The 18,166-nt window shown below is 72.4% G+C and carries 18 protein-coding genes; 9 read left to right on the top strand and 9 right to left on the bottom strand.

The features are described from left to right. Window positions 1-84: 84 nt before the first annotated feature. Window positions 85-624, bottom strand: coding sequence for a hypothetical protein (locus tag ABD981_RS13540; protein WP_240495177.1), 540 nt, complete (start codon window positions 622-624; stop codon window positions 85-87). Window positions 625-800: 176 nt separating this feature from the next. Beyond that, window positions 801-1,196 (bottom strand): superoxide dismutase, Ni, encoded by a 396-nt coding sequence (gene sodN, locus ABD981_RS13535; RefSeq protein WP_046907284.1) that lies wholly within the window; start codon window positions 1,194-1,196, stop codon window positions 801-803. Between the two features lie 142 nt (window positions 1,197-1,338). Here sodN and sodX point away from each other — a divergent pair, with 142 nt between their 5' ends. Then, window positions 1,339-1,761 (top strand): nickel-type superoxide dismutase maturation protease, encoded by a 423-nt coding sequence (gene sodX, locus ABD981_RS13530; protein WP_123954388.1) that lies wholly within the window; start codon window positions 1,339-1,341, stop codon window positions 1,759-1,761. On the opposite strand, the gene ABD981_RS13525 is transcribed toward sodX, so the two are convergent. After that, window positions 1,665-2,294, bottom strand: coding sequence for a CGNR zinc finger domain-containing protein (locus ABD981_RS13525; RefSeq protein WP_046907283.1), 630 nt, complete (start codon window positions 2,292-2,294; stop codon window positions 1,665-1,667). The genes sodX and ABD981_RS13525 overlap by 97 nt on opposite strands. Window positions 2,295-2,389: 95 nt before the next feature. Here ABD981_RS13525 and ABD981_RS13520 point away from each other — a divergent pair, with 95 nt between their 5' ends. Continuing rightward, the gene (locus ABD981_RS13520; protein ID WP_046907282.1) at window positions 2,390-3,154 is read left to right on the top strand and encodes a class I SAM-dependent methyltransferase; all 765 of its coding nucleotides are present in this window, start codon (window positions 2,390-2,392) and stop codon (window positions 3,152-3,154) included. 400 nt (window positions 3,155-3,554) lie between these two features. On the opposite strand, the gene ABD981_RS13515 is transcribed toward ABD981_RS13520, so the two are convergent. From ABD981_RS13515 to ABD981_RS13505, 3 genes are read right to left on the bottom strand one after another with little or no spacing between them, the layout of a single operon-like run. Further along, a complete protein-coding gene (locus ABD981_RS13515; RefSeq protein ID WP_046907281.1) occupies window positions 3,555-4,322 on the bottom strand; it encodes an amino acid ABC transporter ATP-binding protein in 768 nt (255 codons plus the stop codon). After that, window positions 4,319-5,269, bottom strand: a complete 951-nt coding sequence (locus ABD981_RS13510) for an amino acid ABC transporter permease (RefSeq protein ID WP_046907280.1) — start codon at window positions 5,267-5,269, stop codon at window positions 4,319-4,321. The genes ABD981_RS13515 and ABD981_RS13510 overlap by 4 nt, the downstream gene beginning before the upstream one ends. A gap of 29 nt (window positions 5,270-5,298) precedes the next feature. After that, on the bottom strand, window positions 5,299-6,264 hold the full coding sequence (locus tag ABD981_RS13505; RefSeq protein ID WP_046907279.1) for an ABC transporter substrate-binding protein: 966 nt from the start codon (window positions 6,262-6,264) through the stop codon (window positions 5,299-5,301). A 536-nt stretch (window positions 6,265-6,800) separates the two neighbouring features. Between ABD981_RS13505 and ABD981_RS13500 the strand changes: the two genes are divergently transcribed. The 3 genes from ABD981_RS13500 to ABD981_RS13490 all read left to right on the top strand — a co-directional run bounded on the left by ABD981_RS13500 (window position 6,801) and on the right by ABD981_RS13490 (window position 10,704). After that, window positions 6,801-8,012 (top strand): NAD(P)-dependent malic enzyme, encoded by a 1,212-nt coding sequence (locus ABD981_RS13500; RefSeq protein ID WP_046907278.1) that lies wholly within the window; start codon window positions 6,801-6,803, stop codon window positions 8,010-8,012. Window positions 8,013-8,264: 252 nt separating this feature from the next. Further along, window positions 8,265-9,230 (top strand): zinc-binding dehydrogenase, encoded by a 966-nt coding sequence (locus ABD981_RS13495; RefSeq protein ID WP_046907277.1) that lies wholly within the window; start codon window positions 8,265-8,267, stop codon window positions 9,228-9,230. 49 nt (window positions 9,231-9,279) lie between these two features. Next, a complete protein-coding gene (locus ABD981_RS13490) occupies window positions 9,280-10,704 on the top strand; it encodes a cellulase family glycosylhydrolase (protein ID WP_046907276.1) in 1,425 nt (474 codons plus the stop codon). 91 nt (window positions 10,705-10,795) lie between these two features. Here ABD981_RS13490 and ABD981_RS13485 read toward each other — a convergent pair whose 3' ends face one another. After that, window positions 10,796-11,827 (bottom strand): PadR family transcriptional regulator, encoded by a 1,032-nt coding sequence (locus ABD981_RS13485; RefSeq protein WP_046907275.1) that lies wholly within the window; start codon window positions 11,825-11,827, stop codon window positions 10,796-10,798. A gap of 1 nt (window position 11,828) precedes the next feature. Beyond that, window positions 11,829-12,704: a DUF4097 family beta strand repeat-containing protein gene (locus ABD981_RS13480; RefSeq protein WP_046907274.1), complete on the bottom strand. Its 876-nt coding sequence runs from the start codon at window positions 12,702-12,704 to the stop codon at window positions 11,829-11,831. A 207-nt stretch (window positions 12,705-12,911) separates the two neighbouring features. Between ABD981_RS13480 and ABD981_RS13475 the strand changes: the two genes are divergently transcribed. After that, window positions 12,912-13,733: a hypothetical protein gene (locus ABD981_RS13475; RefSeq protein ID WP_046907273.1), complete on the top strand. Its 822-nt coding sequence runs from the start codon at window positions 12,912-12,914 to the stop codon at window positions 13,731-13,733. A gap of 44 nt (window positions 13,734-13,777) precedes the next feature. On the opposite strand, the gene ABD981_RS13470 is transcribed toward ABD981_RS13475, so the two are convergent. After that, window positions 13,778-13,963: a DUF6104 family protein gene (locus tag ABD981_RS13470; protein WP_046907272.1), complete on the bottom strand. Its 186-nt coding sequence runs from the start codon at window positions 13,961-13,963 to the stop codon at window positions 13,778-13,780. A 105-nt stretch (window positions 13,964-14,068) separates the two neighbouring features. On the opposite strand from ABD981_RS13470, the gene ABD981_RS13465 reads away from it, so the two are divergent. From ABD981_RS13465 to ABD981_RS13455, 3 genes are all read left to right on the top strand, one after another. Further along, a complete protein-coding gene (locus ABD981_RS13465) occupies window positions 14,069-14,611 on the top strand; it encodes a CU044_2847 family protein (protein ID WP_240495176.1) in 543 nt (180 codons plus the stop codon). Further along, on the top strand, window positions 14,608-16,743 hold the full coding sequence (locus ABD981_RS13460; protein ID WP_046907271.1) for a VMAP-C domain-containing protein: 2,136 nt from the start codon (window positions 14,608-14,610) through the stop codon (window positions 16,741-16,743). The genes ABD981_RS13465 and ABD981_RS13460 overlap by 4 nt, the downstream gene beginning before the upstream one ends. 406 nt (window positions 16,744-17,149) lie before the next feature. Then, on the top strand, window positions 17,150-18,166 hold the full coding sequence (locus ABD981_RS13455; RefSeq protein ID WP_046907270.1) for an AAA family ATPase: 1,017 nt from the start codon (window positions 17,150-17,152) through the stop codon (window positions 18,164-18,166).

The raw sequence follows: 18,166 nt of genomic DNA, 5'->3' as shown, positions 1-18,166 counted from the left end.
CACGCTGGTGGCCGACCACATCGCCCGGCACGGGGCGTACGGGATCACCTGCCGTGGCGGCGTCCTCGTCTGTCGCCGGTGATATCACTCCCGCGGCGGCCAGGGCCCGGCGAGCAGGTGGCCGGCCTCCTCGACGATCGAGTCCGCCAGGGGTTTCCGGTCGTCGCCGAGTCGGATCGCGGCCCAGTCGTTGTACGCCTCGGTCCTGTCGACCAGCGGCCTGAGCGTGTGAGGCCGGGCCAGGGCGCCCCACCCTTCGTACGTGATCAGGTCACCGCCGGCGCCGGGGGCCAGGCTGCCGTTCACGATCAGCTGGAGCCACCAGCGGACGAGCTCCCAGCGGGCCGCCTCCCAGGGGAGGTCGGTGATGTCGGCGGGGAGGGTCTGGAGGAGACCGAGTTCGGCCAGCACCTGGTCGAACAGGGTGTCGGCCTGCTCGTGCTCGGCGCGGAACAGGCCGGCCGAGAGGAAGACGCGGTGGTCGACCGCGAAGGTGAAGCCGAACCGCGCCTCGACCGCGTCGAGCTCCCGCTCGGTGAGCCCCGGCCCGATCTGTGTCCGGATCATGCCCTGGAGGGCCCGGGCGGCTTCCGGGGTCAGGTGTGGGGGTGAAGGCATGGTCATGCCCGTGAGCGTAGTGAGCGGCGGCCGGGGCCGGTGGGACGTAGCGGAAGGGCCGGCGCCTGAACGCAGACCGCACCCGTCCCCCAGGGGCGCCGTGTGCGGCGGCCTGCGGGGCGGGTGCGGCGAGGAGGACCCGGCGGTCACGGGGACCGCGGGCCGGAAGGGATGACCGGAGGTCAGGCCTTCTTCGTCTCCCAGAAGATGCGGTCGATCTCGGCGATGAGCTCCAGCGCCTTCTCGCCCGTCTTCGGGTCCGTCGAGGCCTTGGCCGCCGACAGGGCCTTCAGGGTGTCGTTGATGAGCGTGTGCAGCTCGGGGTACTTCTCGAAGTGCGGGGGCTTGAAGTAGTCGCTCCACAGCACCGACACGTGGTGCTTCGCGAGCTCCGCGCGCTGCTCCTTGATGACCGTGGCGCGGGCGCGGAAGTGCGGGTCCTCGTTGGCCTGGTACTTCTCCTGTACGGCCTTGACCGACTCGGCCTCGATGCGGGCCTGGGCCGGGTCGTACACGCCGCAGGGGAGGTCGCAGTGGGCGCTGACCTTCACCTTGGGGGCAAACAGGCGGGAGAGCATGCTGCTGTCCTTCCTCGTGATCGTCTTCTCAGGTGGGACATTACTCGGTGAGAAGCACGTTTTCGCGAGCGCCCCCTAGGGCTTAGGACAAAAGTCCAGGGGTGGTGTGGGACTCGTGGACGATCGGACCGGGAGGTAATCGATGGTGGGATCGGGGCGGGAGCCCGGGGCCCCGTTCGGGATCGCCGAGGTGACGGGGGTGTCGATGGTGCCCACCCTGCTCCACGGCGATCAGCTGTTCGTGCAGTACGGGGCGCGGTTGCGGCCCGGGAACGTGGCCGTGCTGCGGCATCCGCTGCAGCAGGATCTGCTGATCGTGAAGCGGCTGGTCGAGCGCCGGGACGGCGGGTGGTGGGTGCTGGGGGACAACCCGGACGCCGAGGGGGACAGCCGGGTCTTCGGCGTCGTACCGGCGCAGCTGGTGCTCGGGCGGGTGCGGGCGCGGTACCGGCCCGTCACCCCCGGGCGTCAGCGGTCGATCGGGGTGGTGCTCGCCTGGCTGGTCTCCGCGGTGCGGCCGGTCGGCTCGGCGCGCTCGGCCTCCAGGCGCTTGCGGGCGCGGTAGGCGGCCACGTTGGCGCGGGTGGCGCAGCGGTCGGAGCAGTAGCGGCGGGAGCGGTTGGTCGAGGTGTCGAGGTAGGCGTTGCGGCAGGGCGCGGCCTGGCACAGGCCGAGGCGGTCGGCGCCGAACTCGGTGAGGTGGAAGGCGAGGCCCATCGCCGCGATGGCGGCGTAGCCCGCGGTCGCGTTCGACGGGTGGTCGGCGAGGTGCATGTGCCACCGCGGCCGGCCGTCCTCGTCCAGGTAGTCGTGGCCGGAGATCTGGGGGCTGACCGGGAACTCCAGGAGGAGGGAGTTCAGCAGGTCCACGGCCTGGGTGTGGTCGCCCTCGTCGGCCGCCGTGAAGACCGCGCGCAGCCGGGCGCGCACGCCGCGGAAGCGGGTCACGTCGGTGTCCGTCACCCGCCGGGCCATCTGGGAGGCGGCGCCGAAGAGCTCCCGGACCGCCTCGACCGAGGTCAGGGAGTCCTTGGAGCGGGCCGGCTCCTCGGTGTTGACCAGGCGGACGGCGTAATCCGAGTAATAGGCCAGTTCCACTTGTAGTCCTTACTCCGGCGGTCTAGGGTCGATGCGGGGGAGCGTAAGTGACACGTTCACTTTGAGGGTATTACGTTGAGGATGAGGGTGGAGCGATGACGGACGCGGCGGTGACCGGAACCGACTGGGCGGCCTGGCAGCAGAGCTGGGACCGTCAGCAGGAGTGGTACATGCCGGACCGCGAGGAGCGGTTCCGCGTGATGCTCGACATGGTCGAGGCGCTCGTCGGGCCGGAGCCCCGCGTGCTCGACCTCGCCTGCGGTACGGGAAGTATTACGGACCGGCTGCTCCGTCGGTTCCCGAAGGCCACCAGCACGGGCGTCGACCTCGACCCCGCCCTGCTCGCCATCGCCGAGGGGTACTTCGCCGGCGACGAGCGGGTGGGCTTCGTGACCGCCGACCTCAAGGACCCCCGCTGGGCCGAGGCGCTGCCGTACGACTCGTACGACGCCGTCCTCACGGCCACCGCCCTCCACTGGCTGCACAGCGAGCCGCTGGCCGCGCTCTACGGGCAGCTGGCCGGGATCGTGCGGGAGGGCGGGGTGTTCATGAACGCCGACCACATGATCGACCAGGGCACCCCGCGCATCAACGCCGCCGAGCGGGCCCAGCGCCACGCGCGGATGGACGAGGCGAAGGCCGCGGGCGCGCTCGACTGGGCCGACTGGTGGGCCCTCGCCGCCGCGGACCCGGTCCTCGCCGGGCCCACCGCCCGCCGCTTCGAGATCTACGGCGAGCACGCCGACGGCGACATGCCCGCGCCTCGCTGGCACGCCGACACCCTGCGCGCCGCCGGCTTCGGCGAGGCCCGCACGGTCTGGGCCTCGCCGTCGGACACGATCGTGCTGGCGGTCAAGTAGGGAACCGGGTGGAACGGAAAAAGGGGGGCGAAGCCCTTCGCGGTAATGGCTCCCGACGGGCAGGCGTGTGTCTTCTGCGACACCACCCTCGAACCACCCGTCCGGACCGCCCGAATGGCTATCTCGCCGGCGGGGTGACCGGAACAACGAAGGGCCGTGCGGTCGTCTGCGGGAAGCGGTTCACATGAAACCCCCCCTTTCGTGCCCTGACCGGAGATTCGGCAGGACGGTCGCCGTGGACGTTATGGCGATGCCCCGGCCCGGTCCGGCGATTTCGCATTCCTTGAGGGTTTCCTGAGCTTCCCTGTAGAGGGGGCGTAAACGGGAACGGGACGGGCCGGGGCCCTGCCGCGAGAAACGGCGGGGCCCCAGCCCGATGGGTCGTTCCGGATGCCGTCGGTCAGAGGACCTTGGACAGGAACGCCTTCGTCCGGTCGTGCTGCGGGTTGGTCAGGACGTCCCTCGGGTTGCCCGACTCGACCACCACGCCGCCGTCCATGAAGACCAGCGAGTCGCCCACCTCGCGGGCGAAGCCCATCTCGTGCGTGACGACGATCATCGTCATGCCCGACTCGGCGAGGTCGCGCATGACGTCGAGGACGTCACCCACGAGCTCCGGGTCGAGCGCCGAGGTCGGCTCGTCGAAGAGCATCAGCTTCGGCTCCATCGCCAGCGCGCGCGCGATGGCGACGCGCTGCTGCTGGCCGCCGGAGAGCTGCGAGGGGTAGTTGCCCGTCTTGTCGCCGAGGCCGACGCGGTCGAGCAGGCGCTCGGCGCGCTCGCGCGCCACCGCCTTGGACTCGCCCTTCACCTGGATGGGCGCCTCCATGACGTTGGCCAGGGCCGTCATGTGGGGGAACAGGTTGAAGCGCTGGAAGACCATGCCGATGTCCCGGCGCTGGGCCGCGACCTCGCTGTCCTTCAGCTCGTAGAGCTTGTCGCCCTTCTGGCGGTAGCCCACCAGCTCGCCGTCGACCGAGAGCCGGCCGCCGTCGATGCGCTCCAGGTGGTTGATGCAGCGCAGGAAGGTCGACTTGCCGGAGCCGGACGGGCCGACCAGGCAGAAGACCTCGCCGTTCTGGACCTCCAGGTCGATGCCCCGGAGGATGTGTGCCGCGCCGTAGGACTTGTGGACGCCTTCGGCCTTGACCATGGGCTGACCGGTCATCGGGTCGCCTCCGGGGAACGCTTGAACGTGACGATGTTCTTCTTGACGCGCTGCCACGGGGTGGGCGGCAGGCTGCGCAGGGAGCCGCGGGCGAAACGACGCTCCAGGTAGTACTGCCCGACGCTGAACACGCTGGTCAGGGCCAGGTACCAGATGGAGGCCACGAACAGCATCTCCATCACGGCGCCGGCCGTGGTGCCGATGTTCGAGGAGGCGCGCAGGAGCTCGGTGTACTGCACGGCCGAGACCAGCGACGAGGTCTTCAGCATGTTGATGAACTCGTTGCCCGTCGGGGGCACGATGACGCGCATGGCCTGCGGCAGCACGACCCGCCACATGGTCTTCGTCTGGGACATGCCCAGCGCGTGGGAGGCCTCGGTCTGGCCCTCGTCGACCGACTGGATGCCGGCGCGGACGATCTCCGCCATGTACGCGCCCTCGTTGAGGCCGAGGCCGAGCAGGGCGACCATGAACGGCGTCATGACGTCCACGGTCTCGTTCTTGTAGATCGGCCCGAGGTTGATGTACTCGAAGATCAGCGACAGGTTGAACCAGACCAGCAGCTGCACGTACACCGGGGTGCCGCGGAAGAACCAGATGTACAGCCAGGCGACCGCGCCGGTGACCGGGTTCTTCGACAGGCGCATGACGGCGAAGAGGATGCCGAGCACCAGGCCGAGCGCCATCGAGGCGACGCTGATGATGATCGTGTTCTTCAGTCCGTCGAGGACGGAAGAGTCGAACAGCTTGTCCCACACCGTGTCCCAGATGATGTTGCCCTGGGAGAAGGCGTAGACGAGCCAGCCGAGGAGCGCTACCACCACGACGGCGCTGACCCAGCGGCCGTAGTGCCGTACGGGGATGGCCTTGATGGCCTCGTACGGCTTACCCGAGGGGCCGGGCCCGGCCGGAGCGGCGGCCGGGTCCTTGGAGATCTTGTCAGTCATGACGACTGCCCTTCAGTGGAGCGAGGAGGTCACTTGCCGGCGTTGATCGTGGCCTGCTTCACGGCGCTGTCCTCGACGTTCCACTTCTTCAGGGCGGCGGCGTAGGAGCCGTCCTTGATGCTCGCGTCGAGCGCTTCCTTGACGGCGTCGCGCAGCTGGGTCTTCTCCTTGGAGACGCCGATGCCGAAGAGGCCGACGTCGCTCTGGCTGCCGACGACCTCGAAGTCGTTGCCGCCGCCGGAGGTCTTCGCGATGTACGCGGCCACCGGGTAGTCGTTCAGGTCGGCGACGGCGCCGCCGGCCTTCACGCGGGTCTGCGCCTCGGCGTCGGTGTCGAAGGCCTGGATGGTCAGCTTCTTGTCACCGCACTTGGTGGCCTGGGCCTTGAAGGTGTCCTCGTAGATCGTGCCGCGCTGGACGGCGACGGTCTTGCCGCACAGGTCGTCGAGGGAGTTGATGCCCTGCGGGTTGCCCTTCTTGACGAGCAGGGAGACGCCGGAGGAGAAGTAGTCGACGAAGTCGATGCCCTTGCCGATCTTCTTCCCGTTGTCGTCCAGGCCCTCCTGGCGCTTCTTGTTGTCCGTCATCGCGGACATGATCAGGTCCTGGCGGCCGGTGTAGATCGAGGTGATCAGGCCGTCGAAGGTGCCCGAGGTGAACTCGAACCTCACACCGAGCTGCTTGCTGAGCGCGTCCGCGATGTCGGGGTCGATGCCGACGATCTTGCCGCCCTCGGTGAACTCCATCGGGGCGTACGAGGCGTCCGTGCCGACCTTGATGACGCCGGACTTCTGGATGTCGGCCGGGAGCTTCGAGAAGAGCGGGGCCTTGTTCGCACCGGCGGAGGAGGAGCCGCCGTCCTTGGTCGATCCGCTGTTGGTCTGGTCGCCACAGGCGGTCAGCAGCATGGAGCCGGCGACCGCGATGGCGGCGACCGCGGCAAGACGGGACGTGCGGGTCTTGGCGGTCGTACAGCGCGTGGAGCGTGCGGTCATGGTCGGGTTCCTCCGGCGTGTCGGGAGTTGCCAATAGGCCGCGCACGCACCTTCGAGTGCCGCGACCTCGTGTGATTACGGCATCTTGCCATTCGGACCACCTCATTCCGACGGCCATGGATGTCAAAATCGGGTAACGGGTCGCTTCTGATACCCGGTGGCCGGGCCCCCCTAGGCGGAACCTTCTGCGGGAAGTCGCTGTCCCTACCGAAAATTATCCCGCTGATCTCGACATTCGGACGATACGAAGGCCGCTATTCGGGTGGGGAATACATCTTTCCGGACATCGCGTGACGTGTCGTTCTCCGTCCGTGCCCGGTAGCGCTCGGTATGAGTCGCGTCACCGAGGAGGTATGGACTCGTCTCCGGACCCGTCCGTCCGGTAAGAAGGATCCTTACACCCCTCATCCGGGGCTCAGGGCGCGTTGTGCGGCGCGCCCGCGCGGCTGCCAGACACGGCGGCTGCGGGACCCACCCACCCCTCCTCATCCAGGAGCGGCCACCCTCAAATGAAGAAGACTTAAGGGGTCAACCCAATGGCAGCGGAGATCGTCAATCCTCGCAGCGACAGCGGTACCGAAGGGGCTCCCGGCGAGCCCTTCGATCCGGCCTTCGCGCTGCACCGCGGCGGCAAGATGGCCATCACGGCCACCGTGCCGCTGCGCGACAAGGACGACCTGTCCCTCGCGTACACGCCCGGCGTCGCCAAGGTGTGCACCGCGATCGCAGAGAACCCCGAGCTGGTCAACGACTACACCTGGAAGTCCCAGGTCGTCGCGGTCGTGACCGACGGCACGGCGGTGCTCGGACTCGGCGACATCGGCCCGGAGGCCTCGCTTCCGGTCATGGAGGGGAAGGCAATCCTCTTCAAGCAGTTCGGAGGCGTGGACGCGGTGCCGATCGCGCTCGCCACCACCGACACCGACGAGATCGTGGAGACCGTCGTCCGGCTCGCCCCCTCCTTCGGCGGCGTGAACCTGGAGGACATCTCGGCGCCCCGGTGCTTCGAGATCGAGCGCAGGCTCCAGGAGCGGCTGGACATCCCGGTCTTCCACGACGACCAGCACGGCACCGCCATCGTCACCCTCGCCGCCCTCCGCAACGCGGCGAAGCTGACCGGCCGGACCCTCGGCGAGCTGCGTGCGGTCATCTCGGGCGCGGGCGCGGCCGGTGTGGCCATCGCCAAGTTCCTGCTGGAGGCCGGCCTCGGCGACGTCTGCGTGACGGACCGCAAGGGCATCGTCAGCAGCGACCGCGGCGACCTCACCGACGTCAAGCGCGAGATCGCCGGGCTCACCAACAAGGCCGGTCTGACCGGCTCCCTGGAGGACGCGCTGGCCGGCGCGGACGTCTTCATCGGCGTCTCCGGCGGTACGGTCCCCGAGGCCGCGGTCGCGTCCATGGCGCCCGACGCCTTCGTGTTCGCCATGGCCAACCCGAACCCCGAGGTCCACCCGGACGTCGCGCACAAGTACGCGGCGGTCGTGGCCACCGGCCGTTCGGACTACCCGAACCAGATCAACAACGTCCTCGCGTTCCCGGGCATCTTCGCCGGCGCGCTCCAGGTCCGGGCCTCCCGGATCACCGAGGGCATGAAGATCGCCGCCGCGAACGCGATCGCGGACGTCGTGGGCGACGCGCTCGCCGCCGACTGCGTGATCCCGTCGCCGTTCGACGAGCGGGTCGCCCCCGCCGTCGCGGCCGCGGTGGCCGCCGCCGCCCGCGCGGAGGGCGTCGCCCGCCGCTGACGCGTCACGGCGCGTCCGCTGGTACCTGAAAGGGCCCCGTACGGGTGTACGGGGCCCTTTCGCGTGCGGCGGGGCCGCGGGCGCGCGGGTGGCGGGGGGGCCTTCGGGTGCGGCGAGGGGGGTGCGTGCGGCCCGCGGCCGGGGGCGTGCGCCGGCGTGGCGGGCACGCTCGTGCGGGAGCGGTGCCGAGGGACGCGCGTCACACCCGTGCGTGGTTCCGCGGGCTCCCCGTCGGCCCCTAGTGTCAGGCGCATGTTCGCCGCCTACGCTGCCCGAATCGACCGCGACCAGCCCCTGAACGGCCTCGAATTGGGGGAACGCCCCGAGCCCGAGGTGCGGCCCGGCTGGACCACCGTCACCGTCAAGGCCGCCTCGCTCAACCACCACGACCTGTGGTCGCTGCGCGGGGTGGGACTGCCCGAGGAGAAGCTGCCGATGATCCTCGGCTGCGACGCCGCCGGGATCGACGAGCACGGCAACGAGGTCGTCCTGCACTCCGTCATCGGCCAGACCGGCCACGGCGTCGGCCCGGACGAGCCCCGCTCGATCCTGACCGAGCGCTACCAGGGCACCTTCGCCGAGCGGGTGACCGTGCCCAGCTGGAACGTGCTGCCCAAGCCCAAGGAGCTGTCCTTCGAGGAGGCCGCCTGCCTCCCGACCGCCTGGCTCACCGCGTACCGCATGCTCTTCACCAACGCCGGGGTACGGCCCGGCGACTCGGTCCTCGTCCAGGGAGCGGGCGGTGGCGTCGCCACCGCCGCCATCGCGCTCGGCAAGGCGGCCGGCCTGCGGGTGTACGCGACCAGCCGGGACGAGGCCAAGCGCAAGCGGGCCGTCGAGCTCGGCGCCGTCGAGGCGTACGAGCCCGGGGCGCGGCTGCCCCGGCGGGTGGACGCGGTCATCGAGACGGTCGGCGCCGCCACCTGGTCGCACTCGGTCAAGTCGCTGCGTCCGGGCGGCACGCTCGTCATCTCCGGCGCCACCAGCGGCGACCGGCCCTCGCACGCCGAGCTGACCCGGATCTTCTTCCTGGAGCTGAAGGTGGTCGGCTCGACCATGGGCTCCAAGGACGAGCTGGAGGACCTGCTCTCCTTCTGCGCGGCCACCGGTCTGCGCCCGGTGATCGACGAGGTGCTGCCGCTGGACCGGGCCCGCGAGGGCTTCGAGAAGATGGCCTCGGGCGAACTCTTCGGAAAGATCGTGCTGACGACCTCTTGATGACTCACCGGTAGTGCTGATGGGATCTCCGGCACGCGAAACGTGAACAATGCTCACTTCCACGTGCCGGAGGTCCTCCTTGTTGCGTACCACCCTCGTGGCGACCGCCGTCGTCACCGCGCTCCTCGCCCCGACGGCCGCACAGGCCGCCCCGCCCTCCGAGAAGGGCGCCGGGACGGCCGGGGACGGGATCCCCGCCCTCACCGACTCCCGCGGCCGCGCCCTCACCCTGCGCGGCTGGAACCTGGCGGACAAGTCGCACAGCGGCGACCAGGCCCTGAGCGGCATCACCGAGCGCCACTTCCGCGACATGCGCGCCAAGGGCTTCAACTTCGCCCGCCTGCTGGTCTTCTGGGACGACCTGGAGCCGCGGCCCGGTCAGTACAGCCAGGCGTACCTGCGGAAGATCGACCGGGTCCTCGGCTGGGCGCGGAAGTACGACGTGAAGGTCGTCCTCGACGCCCACCAGGACGTCTTCGGGCCCGCGTTCGGCTCCCGTGGCATCCCCGCCTGGGCCACCAGGACCGACGGACTGCCCTTCACCCCGCACCCCGACGACTGGTTCTCCGAGTACTTCGAGCCCGCCGTGCAGCGCGCCTTCACCCATCTCTACGAGGACGCCGACCTGCGCCGCGCCCAGGCCCGGATGTGGGGGGTGCTGGCCGAGCGCTTCCGCGACCACCCGGCCGTCCTCGGCTACGACCCGATCAACGAGCCCATGGGCGAACTCCGGGAGGGCGAGGACCTGCCGACCGCCGCCCGCCGGATCGAGCGGGAGCAGCTGACCCCGATGTACAACCGGATCGCGGACGCGATCCGCGCGGTCGACCGCGACGGCTGGATCTTCGTCGAGCCCACCCCGATCGTGGGCGAGGGCGTGCCGACCGGGCTCGGGCGGATCGACGACCCGAAGATCGTCTACGCGCCGCACTTCTACAACGGCACCATGGAGGCGGGCGGCGACTACGACCCCTCCGCCCGCTGGATCGAGAACTACGAGCAGGCCGTCACCCTCTACCCCAAGCAGTACAAGGTCCCGGTGGTGGTGGGGGAGTGGGGCCCGCTCAACAACTCCCGGCCGAACATGAACCGCTTCTACCGCGAGGCCATGGCCTCGCTCGGCCGCTACAGCTCCGGCTGGGCGGGCTGGGAGTGGTGCTACGGCGGCGGCTACTGCGCGGTGGACGGCACCGGAGCCTTCCGCACGAACAAGGAGCTCACCGCCGAGCCGTACGCGGAGGCCGTCGCCGGCGCGGTCCGCTCCTCCTCGTACGACGCGGCCGCCGGCGTCTTCCGGCTCACCTACGACTCCCCGAGCCGGCACGGCTCCCGGATCACCGAGCTCTCCCTGCCCCCGGGCGCGTGGCAGGTCGCGGCCCGGGGGAGGGCGTTCGTGCTGCGCAAGGCCGAGGGCCGCGCCTGGGTGCTCGCCGCCCCCGGCGCCCGGGTGACGGTCACGGTCACCCGGGGCTGACGGGCGCCGGCGAGGGGCCGGCCCCGGGCGGGCGCGACCAGGGGCGGGGCTGGGGCGGCTCCGGGCCCGGGCCCGGGGCGGGCCCCGGGCGTCAGCTCCTCGTGCCGGGGCGCAGCAGGGCGGTGAGCTCCGTGGCCGCGCTCGCCAGGTGGCGGCGCGCCTCGGCCAGCTGCTCGCGGCGCACGCCGTGGTCGCGGGCCGCGTCGCGCACCTCGTCGCGGAAGCGGTCCAGGAGCCGGTCCAGCTCGCGGGCCGGCTCGCCCCCGGCCTCTATGTCCGCGGCCCAGTCGGCGACGGCGTGCGCCCGGCCGCCGGCCCGGCCCGGGGCGTACTCCGGGGTCAGGGCCTGGTCCCGGGCCGGGGTGTGCTCCGGCGCGAGGCGCTTCGAGGCCGGGGAGTCCTCCGGGCCCGGGGCTTCCGGCGCGGGCGCCGCCGTCCGGTCCGTGGAGCGGCCGGCGGTCCGGTCGTGGGACGCGCCCGTCACCAGGTCGCCGAGCTGGGCCGTGATGTCCGAGATGCCCTTCCAGACGTCCTTCGGCCACTCGCCGCGCGAGACCTGCTCCTGGACCTGCTCCTGCACCTGTTCCTGTACCTGGCGGGCGATCCGCTGGAACTCCTTGGCCTGGCGCTTGGCCGACTGCGCCTCCGCGCGGGCCTGGCGGGTCTGCTCCCGCCACTCCTGCCGGGCCCTGCGCAGCTCCTCCCTGGCGTCGGCGAAGGAGGAGGACTCCTTGGAGCGGGAGGCCGTCGCCGCCTCCCGCATCTCGCTGCGCAGCTTGCCCGCGGCGCCGCGGACGTCGTCGCGGATCTCGGCGGCCAGCTCGGAGACGGACTCGCGGATCTCCACCTCCAGGTCGGCCAGCTCACCGCCCCGGCCGGCCAGCTCGGCCCGGCCCGCGTCGGTGATCGAGTAGACCTTGCGGCCGCCCTCGGTGGCGTGCGTGACCAGGCCCTCGGCCTCCAGCTTGGCGAGCCGCGGGTAGACCGTGCCCGCCGAGGGCGCGTACAGGCCCTGGAACCGCTCCTCCAGGAGGCGGATCACCTCGTACCCGTGGCGGGGGGCCTCGTCGAGCAGCTTGAGCAGGTAGAGGCGGAGTCGACCGTGGGCGAAGACGGGCGGCATGTCAGAGGGCCTTTCCGGACGCGGAGGGGGTGGCGGTCCAGCCGTCGCCGTCGGGCTCGGGCTCGGGGCGGCGCAGCAGGGCGATGGAGCCGGAGACCGTGGTGGCCCGGACCGTGCCCCGGCCGGCGCCGAGGGTGCCGGTGATGGACTTGGCGCCCCACTGGCCGCCCACCCGCAGGTCCTCGAACGCGTTGGAGACGCCGCCGCTGGTGGTGCTGGCCTCGACCGTGGCGTCGGCCGGGTGCGGCAGCCGGATGGCGACCTCGCCGGAGACGCTGGTGAGGCGGATGTCGGCGGGCGGACCGTCCAGGCCCGCGGCCGGGTCCAGGTCGACGACCATGTCCCCGCTGACCGTATCGGCCTTCACCGCCGTGCCGGCGCCCTCGAACACGGTCACGTCCCCGGTCACCGAGTTGACCCGGAGCGAGCCCGTGACGGACTGGGCCTCCAGGTTGCCCGAGACGGTCTCGGCGCGGACCGGCCCCGAGAGCTTGACCAGGGTGGTGTCCCCGGTGACGCCGCGGACCTCCGTGCGCCCCCTGATGCCGGAGATCACGGCCTCGGCGCCGACCACCCCGACCTCGACGTCGGCCCCGGCGGGGACGGCGACCGAGACGACCGCACGGCGCCGGTGGCCCTTGGGGTCGAGCCACTTGAGGAGGCCCTTCCAGTGCAGGTCCTCGTAGCTCACGGTCAGGGTGGAGCCGTCCTGGCTCACGATGAGCGGGGGGCCCTCGATCTCGGAGATCTCCAGGCGGGCGGAACCCTCGTCGGTGCCCACGACGTTGACCGTGCCGTTGACGACGCGGATGCGGAGCCGGGTCACGGGGTCGGTCAGCGGGAGCTTCTGCGGTTCGGTGACGGACCACTCGGTCATGGTGCTGGCCTCCCGTGTGCGGACTGGCGGCTCCGGACGAGCCGCGAGACGACGCAACATATCGCGTCTCTCGATAGACACGATATATCGCGGTCGGGTCACGTCAACCCCGAATCACCCCTGACAGGGGTCGTCGGGGGACCCGAGGGCGGGGCAGGGGTGGGCATGTGGCGCGATACTTGGACAAATTGGCCTAGCGTAGGGGCCATGAACGCCACTTCGGGACCCCGCCCCGCCGGAGCGCTGCTGCTCTGCCGTGCCGAGCCCCCGGCGGTCCGCCCGCCGGCCCAGCTGCTGAGGGAGCGGCTGCTCCTCGCCCCCGCGGGACCCGAGTGGAGCGTCCTCGTACCGGAGGGCAAGCCCTGGCTCGACGACGGCGAGCCCGTCGAACGCGTCGTCACCGGCTGGGCCACCGCCCTCGCCGTCTCCGCCGCCACCTGGCCCGTCCTCGCCCTGTGGTGGGACGCGGAACGCGCCGGGATCACCCTCGCGGCCGGATTCCGGCGCACCGTCGGCTACACCTGGCTCGCCGACGGGACCCCCGTCGGCGAGGACGAGGCCATGCGCACCTTCGCCGCCCGCCTCGGCCTCGACCCGGTCCTCGACGTCCAGGCCCTCGAACCGCTCACCCGGCCCGACCCGGACGCCGACGCCGACACCCGGCTCGTCGGCATCACCGCCGTCCTCGCGCGCGTCGGACTCGCCCTGCCCACCGGCCTCGCCCCCGGCGAGAGCGCCGACCGGCTCCGCTCCGTCGCCCGCGTCCAGGGCGCGGAAGCCCTCGAATGGCACGGCTGGCGCGACGCCGTGCGCGCCGAGCTCGACGCCGTGGAGGGCGGCCGCCTCGGCCCGTACCTGCGCGGCCCGAAGGCCCGCCTCCTGGGCGCGGCCCAGCTCGCGGCCGGAGTGCCGCTGCTCGCCTGGGGGATCGGCCGCCGCAGCGGCGGCTGGACGACGGCCGGTGTGCTCCTGGTCGCCCACGGAGCCCTCGGGCTCGCCTACGACCGGCTGCGCGGCGACGCCGCCTGACCGGCGGGCCCGCCGACCGGTCCCTCATTCCTCGTCGGTCGGCGTCAGTCTTCGTCGTCGTCTTCGTCGTCGAGACGGGCCAGCCAGGTCGCGAGGCGCTCGACGGGCACCTCGAAGTCGGGGTTCAGGTCGACGAAGGTCCGCAGCTGCTCGGCGAGCCACTCGAAAGTGACCTCTTCCTCGCCTCGCCGCTTCTCCAGTTCCTCGATGCCACGGTCGGTGAAGTACATGCGATCAGAATAGGCCGTGCCCGGACGGCTCCATGGCGTCCCCTGTTCCTCCTCCGCACCACGCACTAGCCTTCTTCATCATCGTTTCGGGGAGCGGGGGCCGCTGTGACGCATGGAATCGCTCGCATTCGACTGGACGACGGGACGCCCGTCTGGGCCCGGATCAGCGCCGCGGAGGAACTGGACCGGGGCACCGGCTTCCAGGACACCGGCATCGGGAGCATCGGCGACCGGGTCGTGTCCATGGCGGGCGGCCTCACCGACGTGGTGCGCGGGGTGGTCGGCTCGCTGCGCGCGGGCATCGACCCGCAGTCGCCCGTCGAGGTCGCCGTCAGCTTCGGCATCGAACTCTCCGCGCAGGCGGGCAAGGTGATCGGGGTCCTCGCCGACGGCGGCGGCAAGGCCTCCGTCAACGTCTCCCTCACCTGGACCGAACCCGGCCCCGCGCCCGCCGGATCCGTGCCCCCGCCCGCCGCCTCCCCGGAGAACGCCTCGGGGAGCGTCCCAGGGGACTCTTCGGGGAACGCCTCGGGGAACGCTCCGGGGAACGCTCCGGAGAGCGGCCCGCGGACCGCCCCGCAACACGCTCCGCAACACGCCCCCGACACCGGCCCCCTGCGGCCCACGGCGGCCGATGGCGCGGCATGAGCTCCTTCGACGCTCTCGTGCGCCCCGCACTCGTACGCATCGCCGCTCCCGGTGGCGGGTATGACCCGCACGGCGACCCGTACTGGGGCACGGGCTTCTTCATCGCCCCCGGCTGGGTGCTGACCTGCGCCCACGTCGTGGCGAAAGGGGGGAGCGCGGTGTGGAGGGACGAGCCGGCCGTCGGCATCACCTGGGAGGGCGGCGAGACCACGGGCCGCGTCGTGCTGGCCAAGCCCCGCCCCGCCACGCCCGAAGAGGTCCCGGCCCGCTGGGACTTCCCCGACCTCGCCCTCGTCCACGTCCCCGACGCCCAGGCCGCCGCCTGCGTCCGGCTCAGTGAGCGCCCGCCCACCACCCCGACCCCGATCAGCCTGCACGGCTGGTCCCGGCAGACCGGCGAGGTCCGGATCCGGCACGCCGAGGGAGAGGCCCACGCCGTCGACGGCGGCGCCCTCCTGCTGCGCTGGAGCCTCCCCGTGGAAGGCGTCTCCGGGGGCCCCGTCGTCGACCTGCGCCGCGGCGCGGTCATCGGGGTCAACAAGGGCCGCGGCCGCGACGAGGGCGCCGCCGTTCCGCTCACCGCCCTGCGCGAGCTCCACGACGTGCCCGGCGGCGAGATCCTCCACGAGGTGCTGCGCGCCCACGACCGCCACCACCTCGCCCGTTTCCGCTCCCCGCGCGGGGGCCGCACCTGGACCGCCGCCCAGATGGAGCTGTGGCCCGCCACCGCGCGGGGCGTCAGCCCCGTCCGCCGCGCCCAGCTCTACGGCCGCTTCGCCGAACTCCCGCCGCCCACCGGCCCCGGCGAGGTCATGGCGCTCGTCGACGCGGTCAAGCGCCGGGTCCTGCACCCGGACTACCAGGCCGTCCTGGAGGCCGACGCCCGCACCTGGCGCGACGGCGTGGGCCTGCTGCACGAACTCCACGCCACCCAGCAGGAGAACCGGCCCGGCACCACCGACCTCGGGCTCGACGCCGTCCTCCTCTACGCCGCGCAGATCGTCCGGCACCTCACCGACCGGTACGGCTCCGGGCCGGGCATGGAGGGCCTCCAGCGGCTGGAGGACTGGATCGCCGACGAGTCCGGCGGCGCCCACGGGGCCGTCCAGGAGGAGATCGCCGGCCTCCTCGACCCCGAGGCGCCCCGGACGGGCGGCGCCGACGCGGACGACGCGACGCACACGGACCATGCGGGACCCACCGGTTCCACGGAGCCCGTCGGCCGCCCCGCGCGGGAGGCCGGGGCCCGTGCCGACGTGCGCATCGAGGTCGACGCCGTCCCGTGGTCCGTCCCGCAGCGCTACACCTGGCGCATGATGCTCCTCTTCGACGGGCACACGGTCAGCCCGCTGAGCGGCAAGGACGACGGGGTGACCCGCGACCACCTCCAGGACACCCTGCGCGCCCCGCTCGTGGACGCCCTCCGGCGCGGCGACAGCGGGGACCATCTGGCCGCCGTCGAAGTGGTGCTGCCGCGCGAGCTGTTCGACCTGCCGCTCGACACCTGGCGGCTCACGCCCGAGGAGGAGCACTTCGGCGAGCGCTCCCTCCCGCTCGGCCAGCGCCGGATCGTCGTCCTGAGGGACCGGCAGCGCAGCCACCACCCGCCCTCGCCCGAGTGGCGGCAGCGCTGGCGCGGCAGCGAGGGCGGGCCCCTGCGGGCCGTGCCGCTGCGCGCCGAGGTCCTCGCCGCGGGCAGCGAGGCACACGCCCCGCACGTCCGCAGGGAGAGCCGGATGGGGGCCTACGAGCGGCTCGGCGGGGTCGTCGACGGCAGCGTGCCCGTCTACTGCGGCCGGGTCGGCGGCGGCGACGGCCACCGCGCGATGGACGTGGCGCTCGCCGCCGGACACCCCATCGCCCTCTGGCGGCACGGAGCGCGCGACCACGGCGACTGCGCCGAGTTCCACACCAAGGTCGGCGAACTGCTGGCGAAGGCCGACTCCGCCGAGGGCCTGCACCAGCCGGTGCGCACCCTGCGGATGCGGGTCGCCGACGCGGAGGCCGACCCGGCCGAGCGGTCCGAGCACGCCTGGGCCGAGGACCTGGCCGTGCTCTACGACCCCCCGGACCGGCCGCCCTTCGACGATCTCCTCCAGGGGCCGCCGCTGCTCGGCGAGGGCGACCGGTGAGCGCCGCCGCGCTCCGGACGGGCCGGCGGGGCCTGACGCCCCCGATGGGCCTGACGGGCGTGACGGGCCGGATGGACCAGCCGGGCCTGACGCGTCTGACGGGCCGGACGGGCCGACGAGGTCTGACGGGCCGGACAGGCCGGAAGAGTCCCACAGGTCCCACGGGTCTGACGGGTCCCACAGGTCTGACGGGTCCCACAGGTCTGACGGATCTGAAGGGCCCGAAGGGCCGGACCCGGAACCCGGCGCACCGGAGCACGCGCCCCGCGCGCGGGATCTCACGCCCGCCCCCGCGCTCCGCCCCAACTCGCCCATCACCGGACTGGATTGAACGTCGGCAGACCAGCCGGTCGAACGGTACCTTCGAGGAGGCCGGCGACATCACCACTGCCAGGAGGAGTCAGGCGTGAACGATTGGCGGATCTACCGTGGTGCCGGCCATCCGCACGACGAGATACGGCGGCTGCCCGCCCCGCCGCCCTGGCGCGACTTCTCCGCCGGAGGCGCCGACGACACCCTGGCCGGCTCCGACCGGCGGCTCGGCGTGCGCCGCAGGCTGGTCCAGAACCACCACCCCCGGCCCGCCGAGACCGACGCCGTCAACGCCGCCCTCTACCTGCGCCGCCCGCTCCTGGTCACCGGCAACCCCGGCACCGGCAAGTCCACCCTCGCCCACGCCGTCGCCCACGAGCTCGGCCTCGGCCGGGTCCTGCGCTGGCCCATCGTCAGCCGCACCACCCTCCAGGACGGGCTCTACCGCTACGACGCCATCGGCCGCCTCCAGGACGTCCAGCTGGAGCGCGCCCGCGCCGACGCGGGGGACGCCGCCCCCGCCGCCGCGAGTCCGGCCGGCATCGGCTCGTACCTCCGGCTCGGCCCGCTCGGCACCGCGCTGCTCCCCTCCGAGCTGCCCCGCGTGCTGCTCATCGACGAGCTCGACAAGAGCGACCTCGACCTGCCCAACGACCTGCTGAACGCCCTGGAGGAGGGCGAGTTCGCCATCCCCGAGCTGGAGCGGCTCGCCGACCGCGAACCGGTCGTGGAGGTGCTCACCGACGACGGACGCAAGGTGCCCGTGTACGGCGGCCGGGTCCGCTGCACCACCTTCCCGTTCATCGTCCTCACCTCCAACGGCGAACGGGACTTCCCCGCCGCCCTGTTGCGCCGCTGCATCCGGCTGGAGCTCGAAGCCCCCGGCGAGGAGCAGCTCGGCGCCATGATCGAGGCCCACCTCGGCCCCGACGCCGCCGCGGCCGAACCCGGCCTCGTCGACCGCTTCCTCGACCGGGAGCCCGGCGAGGTCATCGCCACCGACCAGCTGCTCAACGCCCTCTACCTGACCCAGCACGCCCCCCGCACCGAGCGGGTGACCCGGGAACGCATCGCGGACATGCTCATGCAGCCGCTCGATCAGCCGAGGTGA

It is taken from the genome of Streptomyces showdoensis, assembly GCF_039535475.1.
Lineage (GTDB): Bacteria > Actinomycetota > Actinomycetes > Streptomycetales > Streptomycetaceae > Streptomyces > Streptomyces showdoensis.
Note: the sequence above shows the minus strand (reverse complement) of the source record. Positions and strands in the feature narration are given on the sequence as shown.